The 17,783-nt window shown below is 51.2% G+C and carries 12 protein-coding genes; 10 read left to right on the forward strand and 2 right to left on the reverse strand.

What is annotated here, in order from left to right; all coding sequences use genetic code 11:
• Positions 1 to 98 precede the first annotated feature (98 nt).
• The 3 genes from P2W70_RS04110 to P2W70_RS04120 all read left to right on the forward strand — a co-directional run bounded on the left by P2W70_RS04110 (position 99) and on the right by P2W70_RS04120 (position 1,830).
• Positions 99 to 989: a DUF1349 domain-containing protein gene (locus tag P2W70_RS04110; protein ID WP_276480152.1), complete on the forward strand. Its 891-nt coding sequence runs from the start codon at positions 99 to 101 to the stop codon at positions 987 to 989.
• A 120-nt stretch (positions 990 to 1,109) separates the two neighbouring features.
• Positions 1,110 to 1,232: a hypothetical protein gene (locus tag P2W70_RS04115; RefSeq protein ID WP_276480153.1), complete on the forward strand. Its 123-nt coding sequence runs from the start codon at positions 1,110 to 1,112 to the stop codon at positions 1,230 to 1,232.
• A gap of 43 nt (positions 1,233 to 1,275) precedes the next feature.
• Positions 1,276 to 1,830 (forward strand): DUF1415 domain-containing protein, encoded by a 555-nt coding sequence (locus P2W70_RS04120; RefSeq protein ID WP_276480154.1) that lies wholly within the window; start codon positions 1,276 to 1,278, stop codon positions 1,828 to 1,830.
• An 8-nt stretch (positions 1,831 to 1,838) separates the two neighbouring features.
• Here P2W70_RS04120 and P2W70_RS04125 read toward each other — a convergent pair whose 3' ends face one another.
• Positions 1,839 to 2,738 (reverse strand): diacylglycerol/lipid kinase family protein, encoded by a 900-nt coding sequence (locus tag P2W70_RS04125; RefSeq protein WP_338119799.1) that lies wholly within the window; start codon positions 2,736 to 2,738, stop codon positions 1,839 to 1,841.
• Positions 2,739 to 2,786: 48 nt separating this feature from the next.
• Between P2W70_RS04125 and P2W70_RS04130 the strand changes: the two genes are divergently transcribed.
• Positions 2,787 to 3,779 carry an App1 family protein gene (locus P2W70_RS04130; protein ID WP_276480155.1) on the forward strand — a complete coding sequence of 331 codons (993 nt, stop codon included), beginning with the start codon at positions 2,787 to 2,789 and terminating at the stop codon, positions 3,777 to 3,779.
• 59 nt (positions 3,780 to 3,838) lie between these two features.
• On the opposite strand, the gene P2W70_RS04135 is transcribed toward P2W70_RS04130, so the two are convergent.
• A complete protein-coding gene (locus tag P2W70_RS04135) occupies positions 3,839 to 6,271 on the reverse strand; it encodes an outer membrane beta-barrel protein (RefSeq protein WP_276480156.1) in 2,433 nt (810 codons plus the stop codon).
• A 246-nt stretch (positions 6,272 to 6,517) separates the two neighbouring features.
• Here P2W70_RS04135 and P2W70_RS04140 point away from each other — a divergent pair, with 246 nt between their 5' ends.
• The 6 genes from P2W70_RS04140 (at position 6,518) to P2W70_RS04165 (ending at position 17,745) form a co-directional block, all read left to right on the forward strand.
• Positions 6,518 to 7,042: a DinB family protein gene (locus P2W70_RS04140; protein WP_276480157.1), complete on the forward strand. Its 525-nt coding sequence runs from the start codon at positions 6,518 to 6,520 to the stop codon at positions 7,040 to 7,042.
• Between the two features lie 58 nt (positions 7,043 to 7,100).
• Positions 7,101 to 8,147, forward strand: a complete 1,047-nt coding sequence (locus tag P2W70_RS04145; RefSeq protein ID WP_276480158.1) for a nucleoid-associated protein — start codon at positions 7,101 to 7,103, stop codon at positions 8,145 to 8,147.
• A 276-nt stretch (positions 8,148 to 8,423) separates the two neighbouring features.
• Complete coding sequence (locus P2W70_RS04150) at positions 8,424 to 10,499, forward strand: CehA/McbA family metallohydrolase domain-containing protein (RefSeq protein WP_276480159.1); 2,076 nt, start codon at positions 8,424 to 8,426, stop codon at positions 10,497 to 10,499.
• A gap of 110 nt (positions 10,500 to 10,609) precedes the next feature.
• Positions 10,610 to 12,214 (forward strand): DUF6377 domain-containing protein, encoded by a 1,605-nt coding sequence (locus P2W70_RS04155; protein ID WP_276480160.1) that lies wholly within the window; start codon positions 10,610 to 10,612, stop codon positions 12,212 to 12,214.
• A gap of 546 nt (positions 12,215 to 12,760) precedes the next feature.
• Complete coding sequence (locus tag P2W70_RS04160) at positions 12,761 to 15,898, forward strand: SusC/RagA family TonB-linked outer membrane protein (RefSeq protein ID WP_276480161.1); 3,138 nt, start codon at positions 12,761 to 12,763, stop codon at positions 15,896 to 15,898.
• Between the two features lie 20 nt (positions 15,899 to 15,918).
• Positions 15,919 to 17,745 (forward strand): RagB/SusD family nutrient uptake outer membrane protein, encoded by a 1,827-nt coding sequence (locus P2W70_RS04165; protein WP_276480162.1) that lies wholly within the window; start codon positions 15,919 to 15,921, stop codon positions 17,743 to 17,745.
• Positions 17,746 to 17,783 lie beyond the last annotated feature (38 nt).

Below are 17,783 nucleotides of genomic sequence, written 5' to 3' on the forward strand. Positions count from 1 at the left end.
TGCCGCGCCGTCGTCGGCTGGTACAGCGCTTCGTCGATGCCTGACCTTCCTGTCCTCCTCCTCTTTTTAAATTACCGGTACTTAAACCGTCAGGGTATATGAAACAACTATGGTCATTCCTCTTGCTGCTGGGCAGTATACATGCTTCGGCGCAGGCTGATATCGAACAACTATCCGATGAGTTCTCCGATGAAGCTTCCCTCGTACAGTGGAAGCGCTTTCATGACGTGGAAGGATTTCCCGATAAGATAGGATTGCTCGCCGTGAAAGAAGGAAAGCTGAAACTACAACCCAAAGCCTCGGGCTGGTATGCCGATAACCAGGCTCCCTTCCTGTTCAAAACCCTCACGGGCAATTTCGATGTGCGTGCCCGCCTGAAGGTAAGTGGTAAGGGCACTGAGCTGCCCACCATCGACTGGTCACTGGCGGGGCTCATGGTGCGGCAGCCTAAGCGGACCGATAGAAACAGTTGGCAACCCAGGCAGGAAAACTGGTTATTCATTACCACAGGTGTAGCCGAGCAAACAAACCTGCCAGTATTTGAAGTGAAGACGACCAATAACAGTTTGTCCAATCTTAAATTGCGGCCAGCCAAAGCAGGCTGGGTCGAATTGCGCATTGTGCGACTGGAAGCAGCGTTTGTACTGATGGCCCGCTATGAGGGGCAGCGCTGGCAAATACTGGAGCGTTTTTACCGTCCCGTCATGATGGGGCCATTGCAGGTGGGGCTCAATGCCTACAGCTGCTGGAATGCGATTCCGCCATCGATGAAGACCGATCCCAAAATATTCAACGAAAGAGTGGTGGATACCCCCGCCGATTTGCAACTGGAAGTCGACTATATCCGGTTTAAGCGCCCCCGCATTGACCTTACCCAGGTGCCGGGCTATCAACCTGCCTTTGGTCAGGTGCTTTTCTACACACCGGCCAATCTCCTGACAGACTATGCTATTTCCAATGAAACGATCCTCGCGATGGTAGGCGATTGACCAGGCTGCGGGCATGTCCGATGCAGGAAGACAAAGCTGCGCCCAGCGGGAGGCGAGGAGGCGGGATGGGCCAATAGCAGGTGGCATGGTTTTTTAACCAGTTGCCCCAAACAACACAACATGAGAGATTGGTTGCGAACACTCATCGCCGGTTATGCCGCCTACAAATGGGGCGGCGGTTGCCTGGGTACCATCATCGTATTTGCGCTCATTTACTGGATCTTAGGTTGGGGCGGTTGTTAAACCACCCTCCCGCTGGAAGGTATTTTGCGATACCTTTGCGCCGATGGAACTGTCTACCGAACAGATTATTGAACAAACCCGTAAATGGGTAAAGGATGTGGTCATAGGCTGTAACTTTTGTCCGTTTGCTGCCCGCGAAGTGAAGCGCAACAGTGTACGCTACGAAGTAGTGACGGCTACCCGTACCGACGATTCCTTGTCCATCCTGCTGGAAGCTTGCAAACGGCTCGATATGGAGCCCGACACGGAAACGACCCTCCTGATCTTTCCAATAGCCTTCGCAGATTTTGAGGAATACCTCGATCTCGTGGCCATGGCCGAACAATTACTGAAAAAGAAAGGATATGAAGGCGTGTACCAGGTCGCCAGCTTTCACCCCCAGTACAGGTTTGCCGGTGCCCCGGCAGATGATGCCGCCAATTTCACCAATCGGTCCGTGTATCCCATGTTACACCTGCTGCGCGAGGCCAGTATAGAAGCTGCCTTGAAAAAGTATCCCGATCCCGATAGCATTCCCGCCGATAATATTCACTTTGCCCGCGATAAGGGATATACGTATATGAAAATGCTGCGGGATAGTTGTCTCGATGTAGATTGATACGCCCGTTAATTATTTTCTACCGGTACAATGATGGACAAGGCATGCGGTTCGATGGCCGCCTCTAATGAATGCACCTTGCCCAGGTATTCACCATCCACCTGGAAATGGGTTTTGTGCTTCGATTGCACCGTTACCGACCTGGTTTTAAAGACCTCCGTTTTCGTAGGGTCATAAGGTCTGTGCGATACCATCATTTTGAAGATCTCTCCCAATGCGATCTTTTTCAACACCACGATCTCGAAAAAGCCATCATTCAGTTTTCCCTCGGGATTGATCACGGCACCGGTACCATACCGGCTCGCATTGGCCAATACGATCATCGCGGCTTCCCGGGTCACAAAATGGTTGTCGGTCTCGATCTTTACCTGCATCTTCCGGTTGCGCCACAGTACATGCCAGGCGGCCTTGATATAGCCCCACATACCACGCCGGTTCATCGATTCAAAGGTCTTAATGATAAAGGCATTAAACCCGATATCCGACAGATGAATGCACAACTCCCCATTGACCCGTATGGCGTCGATGCGGGTGACCAATCCTTCCGTAGCTACCTGCAAGGCTGCTTCGGCATCCGTAGGTATGCCCAGCTCTTTGGCCATGCCGTTGGCCGAGCCGGCTGGTATCACGCCCATCGGAATACCCGTGCCCGCCAGCAGGGAGGCGACCAGTTTCAGGGTGCCATCGCCCCCAACGGCAATCACCCGTTGCGCGCCACTGGCATGGATTTTTTGTTTTATTTCGTTGATATCGCATTGTTCGGGCAACTCATAAACTTCCGCTGCATGTACAGATTCGCGGTAATATTGTTCAATAGTCAGGCGCCAGTCGAGCGACCCGGTGCCAGAACGATGGTTCACAATAAATAGGAGTTTTACGATGCCATTTGATTCCATACCAACCATCATGCAAATATGTTACCACAAGCCAGGAATGGTCTTGACAAATATCAGCGCATGGGACATGTAAACGTTAAAGTATATCATGGCTACGGTCACACGCATAACCTGGTGTTGTACGGCCATGTATTCCGGCGGCAGCCACCCGTACAAAAACAATTTACCAAACGGATGCTGGTCAATATCATCCACTTGTTGAAGCTGTTTTTTGTGCAACCGATCCCCCGCGTAAAGCTGCGCCTGAAATGGGATGACCAGGTATTGGAAACGATCTCGGAAGATGACGGTTTCTTTAAATTCGAGTGGGAGTCGGTTCGCGAATTGTCGGCGGGCTGGCATCCTGTGCAAGTAGCTTACATCAATGAGCAAGGGCAGGAAGAAGGATACGGTGAAGGAAAAGTATATGTACCCCATTCTACACAATATGTATTCATATCTGATATCGATGATACGGTCATGGTGTCCTATTCGGCGACAAAATTCAGAAGGTTGCGCGAGTTGCTGACGCGAAATCCCCGTACCCGCAAGCAGTTTGAGAAAGTGGCTGATTGGTACCAGCAACTGGCGTACGCCCAAACTAATGACGCTACCCCCAATCCATTTTTTTATGTATCGAGCAGTGAATGGAATTTGTACGACTACCTGACAGAGTTCTTCGCCTATAACAAAATACCGGAAGGGATCTTTCTGCTGAACCAGGTTAAGAAATGGTTCCAGTTATTCCAAACCGGTAAAACCAAACATACCGGTAAGCTCTTGCGGATAGCCCGTATCCTGGATGCTTTTCCCAAACAACAATTTGTATTGATCGGTGATAACTCACAACACGATCCCGATATCTATACGGCCATTGCAGCCAAGAACCCCGAAAAGATATTTGCTATTTATATTCGCAACGTGCGACCGGGCCAGGAGAAGTATGCCCGGCAAACACTTGCTATGGCGAAGGAGGCCGGTATCCATACCTTTCTGTTTACTGGTAGTGGGGAGGCCGCCGAACATGCCCGATCGATTGGGCTGATTAGTGAGCAGCCCGAACCTGCGCAGTAGAACACTGTGTCATTACATGCCCAAACTGAGCCTGCCTGATAACAGCATGGGCCGCCGCACTAGTTACCACCCACCCGTTCCTTGATCTCGTCGGAAGAGCTGCCCGTTTTACGGCTATTGCCTTTGATCGGCTTACCGAAGCGCCAGGTGAAGGATAGTGTTGCCACGCGACTGTCGCGCGTCAGTTTGAAATATTCTCTCGATTGTTGAAAATCGGTCCACCCCGCCATTACCTGGGTATAGAGGATATCGCGTACACTGAATTTAAGGGTGCCCTTGTTCTTAAGTATTTGTTTGGATACACCAGCTGATAATTGCCCCGTGGGGTCCAGCACTTCCTGCAGGTCATTCTGCGCCCTGGTCATATAATAACCGGAAATTTCGCCATTCCAGCCTTTGCCAAAACGAAACTGGTTATTGATGTTCAGGTATAGCTGGGTGATGCTGGCCGACAAGGACTTCACCACCACACCGTTTATTTTCTTGTGGTTGAGGTTGGCCTGTGCCGATAGAGACCACCAGGGAGCCAACGCTACCTGCGAGCTCACTGATAACCCATAGTTCTCTGCTTTGCCGAGGTTGCCTTCGGTATAGATGATCAATCCATTGGTATCGGAGAAAAAGATCTGCGAGAAGTAGTCATTGGTCACACTGTACGAGAGCGTGGTGATCAATGCCTGCTTGAACATATGGCTGAACTCGAAGTTCCACGTAAACTGCGGTTGGTAATAAGGATTACCGGTTTGATAAGTATACTTGTTGATGACAAACACGAAGGGGTTCAGTTTCGAGAAGGCCGGGCGATCGATCCGCCTGCCGGCACTTACTGAAAAGGTATTGGCACTATCAGCCTGGTAGCTCGCAAAACCAGTAGGGAAGAAGCTGCCATACTGCCGGGAGAAAGAAGAATCCTTGCGCATGACATTGCCGAGCTGGTTCGCATCATACGCTGTGTGTTCGTACCGGAGACCCGCCTGCAAATTCCATTTGCCTACTTCCTGTTGTGCATTCGCATACAAAGCATGGATGGTTTCATCATATAGGAAATGGTTCGTTTTGTCGTAATCAGGTTTCCAGTTGCCACTGTGCAGCAATTCATAGCGGGCCAGGTTGTCGGTCTTTACGTAAGAAGTTTTCCAGCCTGTTTCCAGCTTGGTATGCTTGCCCAATTGGTGGTTGTAGTCCACCTTGCCCGAGAAAATGTGCAGCTTGGAGGGCAGCTCGCCCCGCAAACCATCGGTATAAGGATTATTACCGGTCAATACGTTCTGGTAATACTGGTTGTTGTCGATATCGTAGCTGAGGTAATCGAAGTCGGCCGAGAGCTCCCTGCCATCGGTAAATACATGGCGGCCATAAATATTGGCGCCAAGATTGGTCCACACACTTTTATTGTCGCTGGTAGTCGTGATCAGCGAATCGGTTTGGTTGTTCTGGTTAAACCATTCGCCATAGCTGTATCCCTCCGTGGTCCGGTTGGAACGCAGGCCGGATACAGTAAGTCCCACCGTTGTTTTCTTGCCCAGGTAATAGTCGATACCCGTTCTCAGGTTGTGGGCAACCACCGGGCTACGCAAGGAGGTGGGTTGTTCAAATCGATTGGTAACGGTCTTGTTGTCGGCCTGGTAATACCACCGGTAAGCATAAATATCGGTGAAAGCCTTGTTGATATTGGTGCTGTAGCTGAAGTGCAGGTTGTAATTGCCATTGCGGTAATTGAGCAGCAGACTATTATTGTTCTTATAATAAGTGCCCTGTCCATAAGCCAGGGTGAGGGAACCATTGAACCCTTTTACCTTGTTCTTTTTGGTTTTGATGTTGATGATGCCCGTACTGCCAGCCGCATCGTATTTGGCGGATGGGTTGGTCATGATCTCGATCTGATCCAGTTGAGAAGCACTCAGGCCGTTCAGAAAGCTGGCCAGCTCGGCGGCGCCCAGGTAAGTTTGTTTGCCATCCATCAGGATCAGCACATTGGCTTTACCCTTGAGACTGATACTGCCATTGCGATCGACGGTTACCCCCGGCGATTTTTCCAGTACTTCAAGCGCAGTGGCACCGACATTGGTCACCGCGGCGTCTACATTCACGACGGTTTTATCGGGCCTCAACTCTACCAGTGGCTTGCGCGCAGTCACCGTGACACCCGTCAGCACATCGGCCGACTGGCTGAGCCGGGTAGTGCCCACACTGTGGGAGGATGATATGGTAGGGAGCACGATGCGTAAAGCTGTATAGCCTGTAGCTGTAAAAGACAACAGGTAGTTGCCGGCAATAAGGTCTTCGAAGGCATACTGACCAGTCTGGTCGGTACTGGTCATCTTGTAGGTGGAGGAATCGGCGGCTTTCTGCAAAATGACTGTCGCAGCAGGAAGGGCGGTCCCGGTACTGTCTGTTAGTTTGCCCGACAAACGGATGCTCGAAGACTGGGCGTACAGGATATGAGAAAAAAGCAATATAAGTAGGGTCGATAAGCAATTCTTCAACTTCACGAAACAGTCGGTTTTAATGGTGGCTAACCCTAAATGTCGGTCCTTTTTGCCGTATTGCCGAGCGTAGAAACACCTTTTGGGACAAACGGTCGAGAACACGGTCTGCACTGTATATTTTTTACACCGACCCGTGGTCTTTAGGGGATTGATAAATGGCCCGGCGGCGTTTTTTTGTGTCGCTGCGCCATATGCAAATGGGTGCATACTGCCGGCACCACGGGGCCACGTATTTCGTACCTTGCTTTCATGACAAGCTCCCATCCATTACCGGAAGTCTGGCTGCGTGGCCCCCTCGAAGGAGTGCCGGCACTGTTACAACCTGCCGCCCATGCCTTATTGCAGGCCCGGGAAGAGATTCACCAATTGATGCAAGGGTTTCCCGAGACGCTCCTGTGGGAGCAGCCCGCCGGGGTGGCGTCGCCAGCTTTTCATCTGCAACATATGGCAGGGGTACTCGACCGGTTATTTACCTATGCAGATAGCCAGTTATTGTCACCACAGCAGCTGGAATACCTCGCAGCAGAAGGCAAGCGCGCGGAAGGTATTTCGCTGCTACAGCTATTGGCGCAATTCGATAAAGCCATTGAACGAGCGGTGGCCCGCATCAGCCATACCGATCCCGCCACCCTCACCGAACCCCGCGGCGTGGGTCGCAAGCAGGTGCCGTCTACCGTTTTAGGCCTGCTTTTTCACGCCGCCGAGCACACCATGCGCCATACCGGACAATTGCTGGTGACGGTACAGGTACTGCGGGCAGGAAATGGTGTATAACTCAACCGTGGGTAAAACCCTCCTTCCCCTTATCTTCGCCGCCTGAAAAAAACGGTTTATGACAGGACTTGACGATGTAGTGCTTCAGAAGGTGATGGTGCATAAAGTGGGTAATCCCTCACGTGGCGAGGAACTGAAATTATCAGAGAACCCCCTGACCCTCAACGACGAGATCGTACAAAAGCTGCTCACAAAATACTTCCTGGGCGCATTCAATGAAAATGAGCTCTTTCATTTCACGCACCTGAGTGACGTGGAATTGAATGAAGTATACAACTATGTACGGACAATATTCGACGACACCACCACCTTCGTGCCACAGGCTGCACTACTCGCCCAGTTCTTATACAGCAAGTCTACCCACGCCAAAGTAAAAGAAGGGGAACTGTACGTCGTGCTCTTCGACCGGGTGATGTTTGAACAGGAGCATACACGCGCCATTGGCATCTTTAAATCGGAGACCAAGGAAACCTTCCTCAAAGTGATGCAACACGGCAAAAGCTGGGAAGTGATCCACGAAGAAGGCGTTAACATCAACAAACTCGATAAAGGCTGCCTGATCTTCAATACCGCAACGGTAGATGGCTACAAGGTTTGTGTGGTAGACAGTACCAACAAGCAGAACGATACCCAATACTGGGTCACCGACTTCCTGCAGGTAACACCCTACGCCGACAGCTATCACCACACCGATAAATACCTCAGTCTCTGTAAAAGCTTTGTCACGAACGAATACGCCGAGAAATTCGATGTGAGCAAAAGCGACCAGATCGACCTGCTCAACCGCTCCATGGATTATTTCAAAAGTAAGGAGCAGTTCAATTTACAGGAATTTGCCGAAGAAGTGATCCACCACCAGGAAGTAGTCGACTCCTTCATGGACTTCAAGAAGAATTTTGAGAGCGCTAAGAATTTCGAAATAGAAGACGAATTTGATATCCACCTCTCTGCGGTGAAGAAACAACAGAAAGTGTTTAAGACAGTATTGAAGCTCGACAAGAACTTCCACATCTATATCCACGGCCGCCGTGACCTCATCGAAAGAGGTATCGACGACATGACCGGCAAGAAATACTACAAGATCTATTACGACGAAGAAGCCTAAGCTTAAGCTGCCGCTGTTGCGCCTGACTGTCTAACTGACCGTGCTTCGATCGCACGTACCCTTTTTGTGCGTGATGCACCGTGGCGCCTGATCACCTCTTGATGTTGCCCAAGATCCATCAGCCGGACAGGCAATATCTGCTCATACTTTCGCTGAATCGTATCATTTTTACCGGTTGCCCCGCATCGGGCAAGGGTTGTACTCCACAAGCAAGCTTTTTCGTTGTGCCAGCAAGGGCGAATGAATTATCTTCATTCCGCACTTGCAATCAACCATATGAAAAGAATCAGCATACTGGCTTTGTGCCTTATCCATAGCATTCTGCACGCTCAATTGCCCGTCGACCTCTCCGGCATGGAGAAAAACAGTTCCACGGTGATTACTACCCGCAACAATCAGTTGCAGGTAACCTGGCCCGCCGGCGGTAATGAAAAGGCCCGGTTGGTGCTGGATCTTACCACAGGGCAGCCCTTGTTCCAAAGCATACAGTTAACCAGTCAGGGCGTGTATCGCGAAGCGGCAGCGGGACTCGATCCGGCCTTCGTGCTCACGGTGGGTAAGCGCGACCTGGTATCGCAGAATGGCTGGAACATCTTCTTCGACCGGGTACCCAATAAGCCTTACCAGGCTTACCCCGTACAATTCACCAAGCAATCGGTGCGCGCCAGCAGCCACGCAGGGCGTACGAGCATCCTGATCGATCAGGTATCGGCAGCCTCCTTCACCGGGTACCTCGAGATTACTTTATACAAAGGAAGTCCCCTGTTCAATATATCGGCCACCATGAGTACGGCGGTCGATTCTACGGCTATTCTGTACGATGCAGGGTTGGTGAGTAAAGGCCCCCTATGGCAAAAGGTCAGTTGGTCGGATGTTGACAACAACCTGCGCAGCATTCAGCCTGCAGCCGTAGCATTGGCAAAGAACCAGGAAGTAAAATACCGTACGATCATCGGTACCGGCAAAGCGGGCAACCTCGCCGTGTTTCCTGCACCACACCAATATTTCTATCCGTTGGATGAAGCCTTCAACCTGAAATTCACCTGGCATGGCAACCAGTACCGGAATATGGTAGATGGATATGGCATCGGTATCCGGCAAGATTTGCAGGGTGATCGCCGCTTCGTGCCCTGGTTAAATGCGCCACCCGGCACCAGGCAACAACTCAACTTTTTCTGTCTCATCGGTACCAAAGACGCGACCAATACACTCGCTTCGGTAAAACGCTTTACCCACAATGATCGCTATCCCGCGTTGCCAGGGTACAAAACCATGAGCAGCCATTTTCACATAGAACATGTGCAGGATGTATTGGGCAATAAACCCATTCCGGAAACCCCCAACTTTATCAAAGTATTCAAGCAAACCGGTGTCGATGTGGTGCACCTGGGCGAATTCCATGGACCAGGACATCCCAAAGGACCAGCCACCGATAGGCTGCCGGAGCTTAAAACCCTGTTTGACGAATGCGAACGCCTGTCGGATTCCAGTTTCCTCCTGTTGCCTGGTGAAGAGCCCAATAATTTCTTTGGTGGTCACTGGATGCAGTTCTTCCCCCGGCCGGTATACTGGATCATGTCGCGTAAGCCAGAAGAGCCTTACGTAGAGCAGGACCCGAAATACGGCAAAGTATACCGCATCGCCAACGCAGAAGAAATGCTGCAGTTGCTGCAGCAGGAAAAAGGGCTGGCCTGGACAGCCCATGCTCGTACGAAAGGTTCTACCGGTTACCCGGATAAATACAAAGAAGAGCCGTTCTTTAAGTCGGACCGCTTTTTCGGTGCTGCCTGGAAGGCGATGCCGGCAGATCTTTCGCAACACTACCTGGGCAACCGGCGCATACTCGACCTGATGGATGATATGGCCAACTGGGGCCACCGCAAACACGTGATCGCAGAGGCTGACCTCTTTAAGATAGAGCCACATTTCGAAGTGTATGCCCACCTGAATGTCAACTACCTGCAACTGGATAAATTACCATCCTTCAAAGATGGCTGGCAACCCGTGCTGGATGCTATGCAGCAAGGAAAGTTCTTTGTGACCACGGGAGAAATTCTATTGCCCACCTTCACGGTCAATGGTAAACGTGCGGGTGAAACAGTACACCTGTCCAATGGTAAGGCGGAGATCGTACTCGACGTAAACTGGACATTCCCCCTTCGATACCTGGAGATTATTTCCGGCGATGGCAACACGACTAAACGGGAAAAGATCGAACTGGCCGATACCGAGGCTTTCGGCAAAAAGAAGTTTGTACTACCTGTTACCCTTACCGGAAGCAAATGGGTGCGGGTCGAAGTGTGGGACGAAGCCGCCAATGGTGCCTTCACACAAATGGTATGGATCGACTAACGGACTGAACAAGAGCGATGGCGGCCCCGAGGGCCGCCATCTATATTTTGGCCAAAACGGTATTCTTTCAGAAAAATACCCGAAGTTTACCAGTAACCTTTTTGGCCTATATGAAGTTTAGGATCGCTTGTATTGTACTGCTTATCGTGCACGGTGCTGCCTTTGGGCAAAAGAAGACCGATAGCCTGCTGACCGCACTGAACGATGTTATAGAAACCGCCGCCCGCTACGACCAGGCCAAAATTCAATCCATTCAGCAGCTGAAGCAACTGACCGACCGGCTGCCGGCAGGTGACCTGACGGCCCGATTTTCACTATACCAGCAGCTGTACGAAGAGTACAAGATCTTCAACTACGATTCAGCCTATAATTATGCCCGTAAACTGCAGGCAACAGCTACCTCCCTCAACGATCCGCTGCGGTCGGATGTGGCACGTATGAAGCTGAGTTTTATCCTGCTCTCTTCCGGCATGTTCCGGGAGTCGTACGATACCCTGCAGCAGGTACGGGTCGACCGGTTTCCCGATAGCCTCAAAGCCGAGTATTATTGTTTCATGGCCAGGTATTACTATGACCTGGCCGATTATGACAATGATCAGTATCATACGCCAGGCTACAATGTGCTCGGTACTGCCTTTCTCGATTCGGCCCTGCGCCTGTTTCCGCCATCCTCCTTCAATTATAACTATTACAGTGGCCTCCGCAATATTCGTATCGGTAACCGCGAAGATGCGGACAGGTATTTCCAGACCCTCATGCGCGATACGACGCTGACCGACCATGAGTTGGCCCTCACGGCCTCTACGTTAAGCGATAACTATATAAGGAGTGGCGAAACCGACACGGCTATCCAGTTGCTCATCCAGGCAGCCATCGCCGATATCCGGTCTTCCACCAAAGAAACGGCCGCCATATTCAACCTGGCATCGCTGCTGTTCCGGCAGGGTGACCTGCAAAGCGCCTCTACCTATATCGAAAAGGCACTGAATGATGCGTTTTCTTATGGCGCCCGCCAACGGAAGATACAGGTGAGCGCCATCCTGCCCCTGATCGAAGCAGAAAAGGTGAACCGGGTAGAAAGTGAGAAGCGTACCCTGATCACCTATGCCGCCATCGTCACCTTGTTGCTGATGGCATTGGTGGCACTCATCGTAGTCATCTTCCGCCAGCTACGCAAACTGAAGATCGCCCAGCAGATCATTACCGAGGCCAATATCAAACAGCAGGAGATCAACCATAAACTTACCGAGGCCAACAAGTTTAAAGATGAATACATTGGCTATTTCTTTAATGGTAACTCGGAGTTCTATGCCAAAATGGAGAAGTTCAAGCGCAACCTGGAAACCAAGGTAGCCGATCGCAAGCTGGAAGAAATACGGCTGTTGGCCAATACCATCAACATCAAGAAGGAAAAAGAAGAGCTGCTCGGCAACTTCGATCGCATCTTTCTAAAACTCTTCCCACACTTTATCGAGGAGTTTAATACGATGTTTTCGCCCGAAGACCAGATCCAATTGAAGGAAAACGAGCTACTCAATACCGACCTGCGCATCTTTGCCCTCATCCGCATGGGTATCCACGACAGCGAAAAGATTGCCCGCATCCTCGAGTATTCCGTCAACACCATCAACACCTACAAAACGCGGATCAAGAACAAATCCATCGTTCCCAACGAAGATTTTGAGCACCGCATCATGGAGATCCGAAGCATTTAAAATTTCTATCGACACCTGTCCACTGCCTGCGAATCGCTTCGACTGTCCGGTTCAGTGGGTCCCCAAAAGGGCTGGCAGCGACGCGGGCACCAGGTCCTTGTTGGTGCCTCCCAACGGTGGCGACAGCCCATGCCAACAGGCCCAGAAATGGCCGCCCGCCCCTCGAATGCGACCTGATATAAGGCTGAAAACGCGCTCAAATTCATTATATAGTAAAATGTTTAATAAGATCGTAACTATTTGTAGGCCATATCATAAGATATCCGAAAGTTCCCTGTAGGACCAGTATTTCTTATACTTTCCCAATATAAGTTGGCGCCCCTTGCACACAACTCTTTCTTTGGTATCCCGAAGGGCCAAAGCTCCCCTCACTTTGGCCGGTTACCTAACGATTTCATCTAATAATGCGCTTGTATATGATCCAATGTTACATAGTTGGTTGCCCGCCTACTGCCAGGTATGCAGCCCGCCTCAACCCGTGGTCAGCAATGCTGCACCAGCTCTTGCCTCACACACTTTTTCATCCCAAACTATTAAACTACTGCCATGCAAAAAAAACGATTGCTTAAGCAACTATTGGGTTGCTTGCTATGCCTGATGACCCTCCAGGTGGTCCAGGCCCAGGACAAAATCATTACAGGAACCATTACCGATGAGAAAGGCAACGCCCTATCCGGTGCCTCCGTTGCCGTGAAAGGATCGAAGAAAGGCGTCAGCACCGATGCCTCCGGTGGATTCCGTATCACGGTAACGGCATCGGCCAGCACGCTGGTCGTCTCTTATGTGGGCTATCTTTCCGCGGAAGTTACCATCAGCAACAAAGCGGTTGTGGATCTTTCGCTCGAACCTTCTCCCCGGTCCATCGATGCCGTCGTAGTCGTGGGATATGGTACCCAACGGCGTAAAGACCTGACCGGATCGGTTTCGTCCGTATCCGGCACGCAGATCAAGAACCTGCCCGTGACCAATGTTACCGAAGCGCTACAGGGTAGGGCGGCAGGCGTAGAGGTCATCAAGAATACCGGACAGCCCGATGCGCAACCCACCATCATTATTCGTGGCCTGTCATCGTTGCACCAGCCCGGTCCGCTGTACATCGTGGATGGGATACGGGTGCCGGCCGATAACATCAACGTACAGGACATTGCCACCATCGATATCCTGAAAGATGCCAGTGCAACCGCGATCTATGGATCGGCTGCTGCAGGTGGTGTCATCGTGATCACTACTAAAAAGGGAAGTGGCGCTAAACCTACCATCAATTTCAATGCACGCTTTGGTGTTACCAAACCCAAGGTCGTGACACTCCTCAACAAGGCAGATTATATCAAGATGGAGAATGTACTGCATCCCAATTATTTTGCCAATGCCACCCAAACAGATACCCTGGCAGATAATGACTGGACCGACATCCTGTACCGCGATGGATCGGAGCAGAACTACAACCTGTCTGTATCCGGTTCTTCGCCGGCCATGAATTACCTGTTCTCTGGTTTCTACAACAAGCAGGACGGTATCTATATCAGGAACTCTTCCAACATCGGCGGAGCCCGCATCAATACTGATTACAAACTGGGCAAGTACCTGAAGATCGGCGAGCAGTTGGCGGTATCCAGGCGCAAAACGCAGCCCCTGGGTCAGGTAGAGTCGCAACTCAAGATTGCACCTTTCCGTTCGCTGCCCATCATCCCGCTCTACGAAAAGGATGGTCGCATCGGTTCCGTGCCTCCGGGATATGGCATCAATTTCGGCGGTCCCAACCCGCTGGGTGTGGTGAACTCGGCCGAAATCCAGAACTTCAAGAACAATATACAGGCTAACGTCTATGCAGAGGTAAAACTGCCTTTCCACGTTACTTTCAGAACCAATATCGGATACAACTATTACGATGAGTCGCAGGATTACTTCCAGGACAATCCCAACTTTGGTCCCGGTACCCCCACCAACAATTCACTCACCAAGATGAGTATTCGTAGCAGCCAGTTGCTGACCAACTACCTGCTGACCTACGATCAGTCGTTTGGCAATCATAACATCAATGCCATTGCCGGTTTCGAACAGATCGTTTCCAAATGGAACAACCTAAGTACCACGATGAGTGCGGTAGGCCTGCCCGGTTTCTCCTTTGTGCAAACCTCCAACTCGGCCATCAGCACTTTTGGTAAGAACGATCCCAATGGTTTGGTGAAATCCTTCTTTGGGCGGATCAACTATAACTACGACGGTAAATATTATATCTCTGGCTCACTGCGGGAAGATGCGAATTTCACAGTATTTGGCCCCAATAGGCAGCGTGGTACCTTCGGTGCCGTGTCTGCGGGCTGGAATGTTAGCGACGAGCAATTCTTTAAAGCGGCCCTGCCTGCGGTCAATGTACTCAAACTGCGCGGTAGTTACGGAACATTGGGCAACAGCAATATTCCTCCTTATTATTACCTGGCATCCTACGCCCAGTTTCAGGGTACCAGTGGTATTGCCAATGGTGGACAGAACTTTGCGCCCGGTGCTCCCCTCGTAATTGCCAACTCCATCAATGCCATTCCCAATCCAGACCTGCACTGGGAAACGGTGTATGAAACCAACGTAGGCCTCGATGCCGAACTGCTGGAAGGCAAACTATATTTGACCGCGGAGTGGTACAACAAGCGCACCAAAGACATGCTCTATGCCCTGCCGCTGCCCAATAGCTCCGGTTACATCTCTCCTTATTTTGTGAATATCGGAGAAGTGAGCAGTAAAGGGGTTGACCTGTTGATCGGCTACAAAGACAAGAAAGGTGATTTCAGTTACGATGTCAGTGTGAGTGCCGGTTTCAACAGAAACAAAGTGCTCGACCTCAACGGCATCAAGAACGACGCGCTGTACGATGGTCGCAACTACTTCAATAACCTCGACCAGAGCGGTTATAACCTGATGGGTACTTCACCACTGACGATCACCAAGGCCAATCTGCCCTTCGGTTCCTTCTATGGATACAAGGTGCTGGGCATCTTTAAGAACGACCAGGAAGCGGCCGGACAAAAAGTAAACGGCAAAGCAGCCCATGCCGGTGATCTCCAATTCGAGGACCTCGACAAGAACGGCGATATCAATGCCGAAGACCGTCAGGTGATCGGTAACCCCAACCCCAAACTGGTATATGGCATCAATGCGCGTCTCGGCTGGAAGGGCATCGATGTGGCTTTGCTGTTCAACGGCGTAGCCGGTGTTGACCTTTTCAACGGTGTAAAAGCTTATGAGCAATTCCGATTCTCCGATGGCAATACGACCACGAAGATCATCAATGCATCCTTCTTCGGCGCCAATGGCCTTACCGATCAGCCGCGTATTACGGCTCCCGACGGTACGCTCGATCCCAATGGCAATTACAATTCTGTCAACAGCTATTTTGTAGAGAATGGCAGCTACCTCAAGTTGAAGAACCTGCAGATTGGTTATACGTTTACCAATGATGCCCTCCGCAAGATCGGCATTCAAAGCGCCCGTGTATTCGGCATGGCCAACAACGTCTTTGTGATCACTAAATATTCGGGCAAAGACCCGGAGATCGCGAGCAGCTATTCCATTCAATCGGCTGCCGGTTTTGTGGGCACTACGGTGGGTGTTACTACCCGTGGCGTAGATGCCGTACCACAGTATCCGCAAAACAGGATCTTCTCACTCGGCTTTGACCTCACCTTTTAATGATCCCAAAACTTAACAACATGTACAAGAAGATATTCACTATAGCAACAGCCGCCACCCTCATCCTGGCCGGCTGCAAGAAAGACCCTGAACTGGTTGGTCCTAAAGATCAGTATTCAACCGGTAACTATCCCGCCAGCCTTGCCGACCTTGAGAGCGTACTGGCACCGTGTTATTCCAACCTGCGCGATCAGCATTTGTTTGGTTTCAATTACCTGACCAAGATGATGGCCAACGCTACCCATGCGGGCAGCTCCGCGCATTCGGATCCCGATTGGCTCGGCTTCATCGATGTGAGCAATATGCAACCCAACAATGGTTTTGTGAGCGGCGTATGGCAGGCCTTGTATGCAGGGGTAAAAAATGCGAATGTAGCATTGGCAGGCGCTGACTTCTTTGAGAAGAACAACGCCAAGGCCGCCGATAAAGATCGTATCAATTATGTCCGCGGTCAGGCTTACTTCCTGCGGGCCTGGTACTATTTCCAATTGGAAAATCTCTACGGACAAGACTATAAAGTAAACCCAGGCGCTACCGATACACTGGGTGTACCTCTGTTCAGCGGGCTGCCGGCCAACTTCCAATCAACCCAGCAACCACGTGCGCATATCAACGCCGTATGGGGGCTCATCGAAAGCGATCTGCAACAGGCAGCCACCTTACTGAAAGGCAAAACCTGGACAGGCAATGATGTCGGCCGTGCTACCGAATGGTCGGCCAAGGCATTGCTCGGCAAATCGTATGTGTTCTGGAAAGACTGGCCCAAGGCCAAGGTGGCGTTGAAAGACGTGATAGACAACAGTGGTAAGAGCCTGATGCCCTATGCCAAGTACCGAGATGCGTTTGTTGGCATCAGTGCCAATGAATTCAACGAAGAGTCCCTGTTCGAGCTCAACATCGACCAGGATTCCAAAGGTGGCTACGGCGTGTACAGCGGAGCAGCCAATGCGACTTCCATCAACGGCCTCATCTTCCCGCCCTACGCGTTGGGTACCGATGGTACAGAGGGTGCCTCACTGCCACTCGGCTATGGCGGTAATATTGGCCTGCACGATAAAAACGTATTGCGTTTTGGGTATGGTGAAGGCACCTATACGCTGGTCAACAACCCTGCTTTCAACAGCAGCAAAGATCCCAGCCCTACCAATCCCAAACAGATCATGGACCCGGCCTACAAAGCGAAAGCGCTGGCCGTGCGTACCAACAAAACAGCCGATCCACGCCTGTATGTAAATACCCTGCAGCCCTGGCTCGATTCCGTAAAGCGGGATGGTATCAACTGGTCGCCGGTATCGCGCCCTTCCTATATCATGGGCGATGCCAACCTCAGCCAGCAATATGGCTGGAGCTTCCGCAAGTTTGCGCCCATCTTCAACCACATGGATAATACCGGTCCGGCCGATGCAGCCAATATTTATATCCTGCGCCTGGCCGATGTATACCTGCTGTACGCAGAAGCCTGTGCCAATTCGGCCGAGCCAACTACCGCGCTGGAATACCTGAACAAGGTGAAAAGACGCGCCTATGGCCTGCCCGTCAACACAGCGTCTGCAGTTGACTATGGTAGCCTGACGGCAGAGACCATGGCCAAGAAAGCAGGTGATCCGGTGTTGGGCAACAATCCCCTGTATTATGAGCGCTGGGCCGAATTCTTCAACGAAGCACAGTGGTGGTTTGATGTGTGCCGTTGGCACATCGGTGCATCGGAAGCGAGCTTCTATGTAACGGCCCGGGCCCTGAATGGCGCTGCTTTCAAATGGACCGACAAGTCTTACTCCTGGCCCATTCCCATCACAGAGTTGAACTCCAATCCCAAGATGGCCGGTCAGCAAAATCCCGGCTACTAATACCACCAACCAACGATCACTCCGGCGTCCGTATTCAG

It is taken from the genome of Paraflavitalea pollutisoli, assembly GCF_029360705.1.
Classification (GTDB): Bacteria; Bacteroidota; Bacteroidia; order Chitinophagales; family Chitinophagaceae; genus Paraflavitalea; species Paraflavitalea pollutisoli.

Bases quoted from the DNA above. Each gene is read 5' to 3' on its own strand.
- P2W70_RS04155 (WP_276480160.1), top strand. From the start codon at position 10,610: ATGAAGTTTAGGATCGCTTGTATTGTACTGCTTATCGTGCACGGTGCT.
- P2W70_RS04165 (WP_276480162.1), top strand. From the start codon at position 15,919: ATGTACAAGAAGATATTCACTATAGCAACAGCCGCCACCCTCATCCTG.
- P2W70_RS04130 (WP_276480155.1), top strand. From the start codon at position 2,787: ATGGGACATGTAAACGTTAAAGTATATCATGGCTACGGTCACACGCAT.
- P2W70_RS04125 (WP_338119799.1), bottom strand. From the start codon at position 2,738: ATGATGGTTGGTATGGAATCAAATGGCATCGTAAAACTCCTATTTATT.
- P2W70_RS04115 (WP_276480153.1), top strand. From the start codon at position 1,110: ATGAGAGATTGGTTGCGAACACTCATCGCCGGTTATGCCGCCTACAAA.
- P2W70_RS04120 (WP_276480154.1), top strand. From the start codon at position 1,276: ATGGAACTGTCTACCGAACAGATTATTGAACAAACCCGTAAATGGGTA.
- P2W70_RS04160 (WP_276480161.1), top strand. From the start codon at position 12,761: ATGCAAAAAAAACGATTGCTTAAGCAACTATTGGGTTGCTTGCTATGC.
- P2W70_RS04110 (WP_276480152.1), top strand. From the start codon at position 99: ATGAAACAACTATGGTCATTCCTCTTGCTGCTGGGCAGTATACATGCT.
- P2W70_RS04150 (WP_276480159.1), top strand. From the start codon at position 8,424: ATGAAAAGAATCAGCATACTGGCTTTGTGCCTTATCCATAGCATTCTG.
- P2W70_RS04145 (WP_276480158.1), top strand. From the start codon at position 7,101: ATGACAGGACTTGACGATGTAGTGCTTCAGAAGGTGATGGTGCATAAA.
- P2W70_RS04140 (WP_276480157.1), top strand. From the start codon at position 6,518: ATGACAAGCTCCCATCCATTACCGGAAGTCTGGCTGCGTGGCCCCCTC.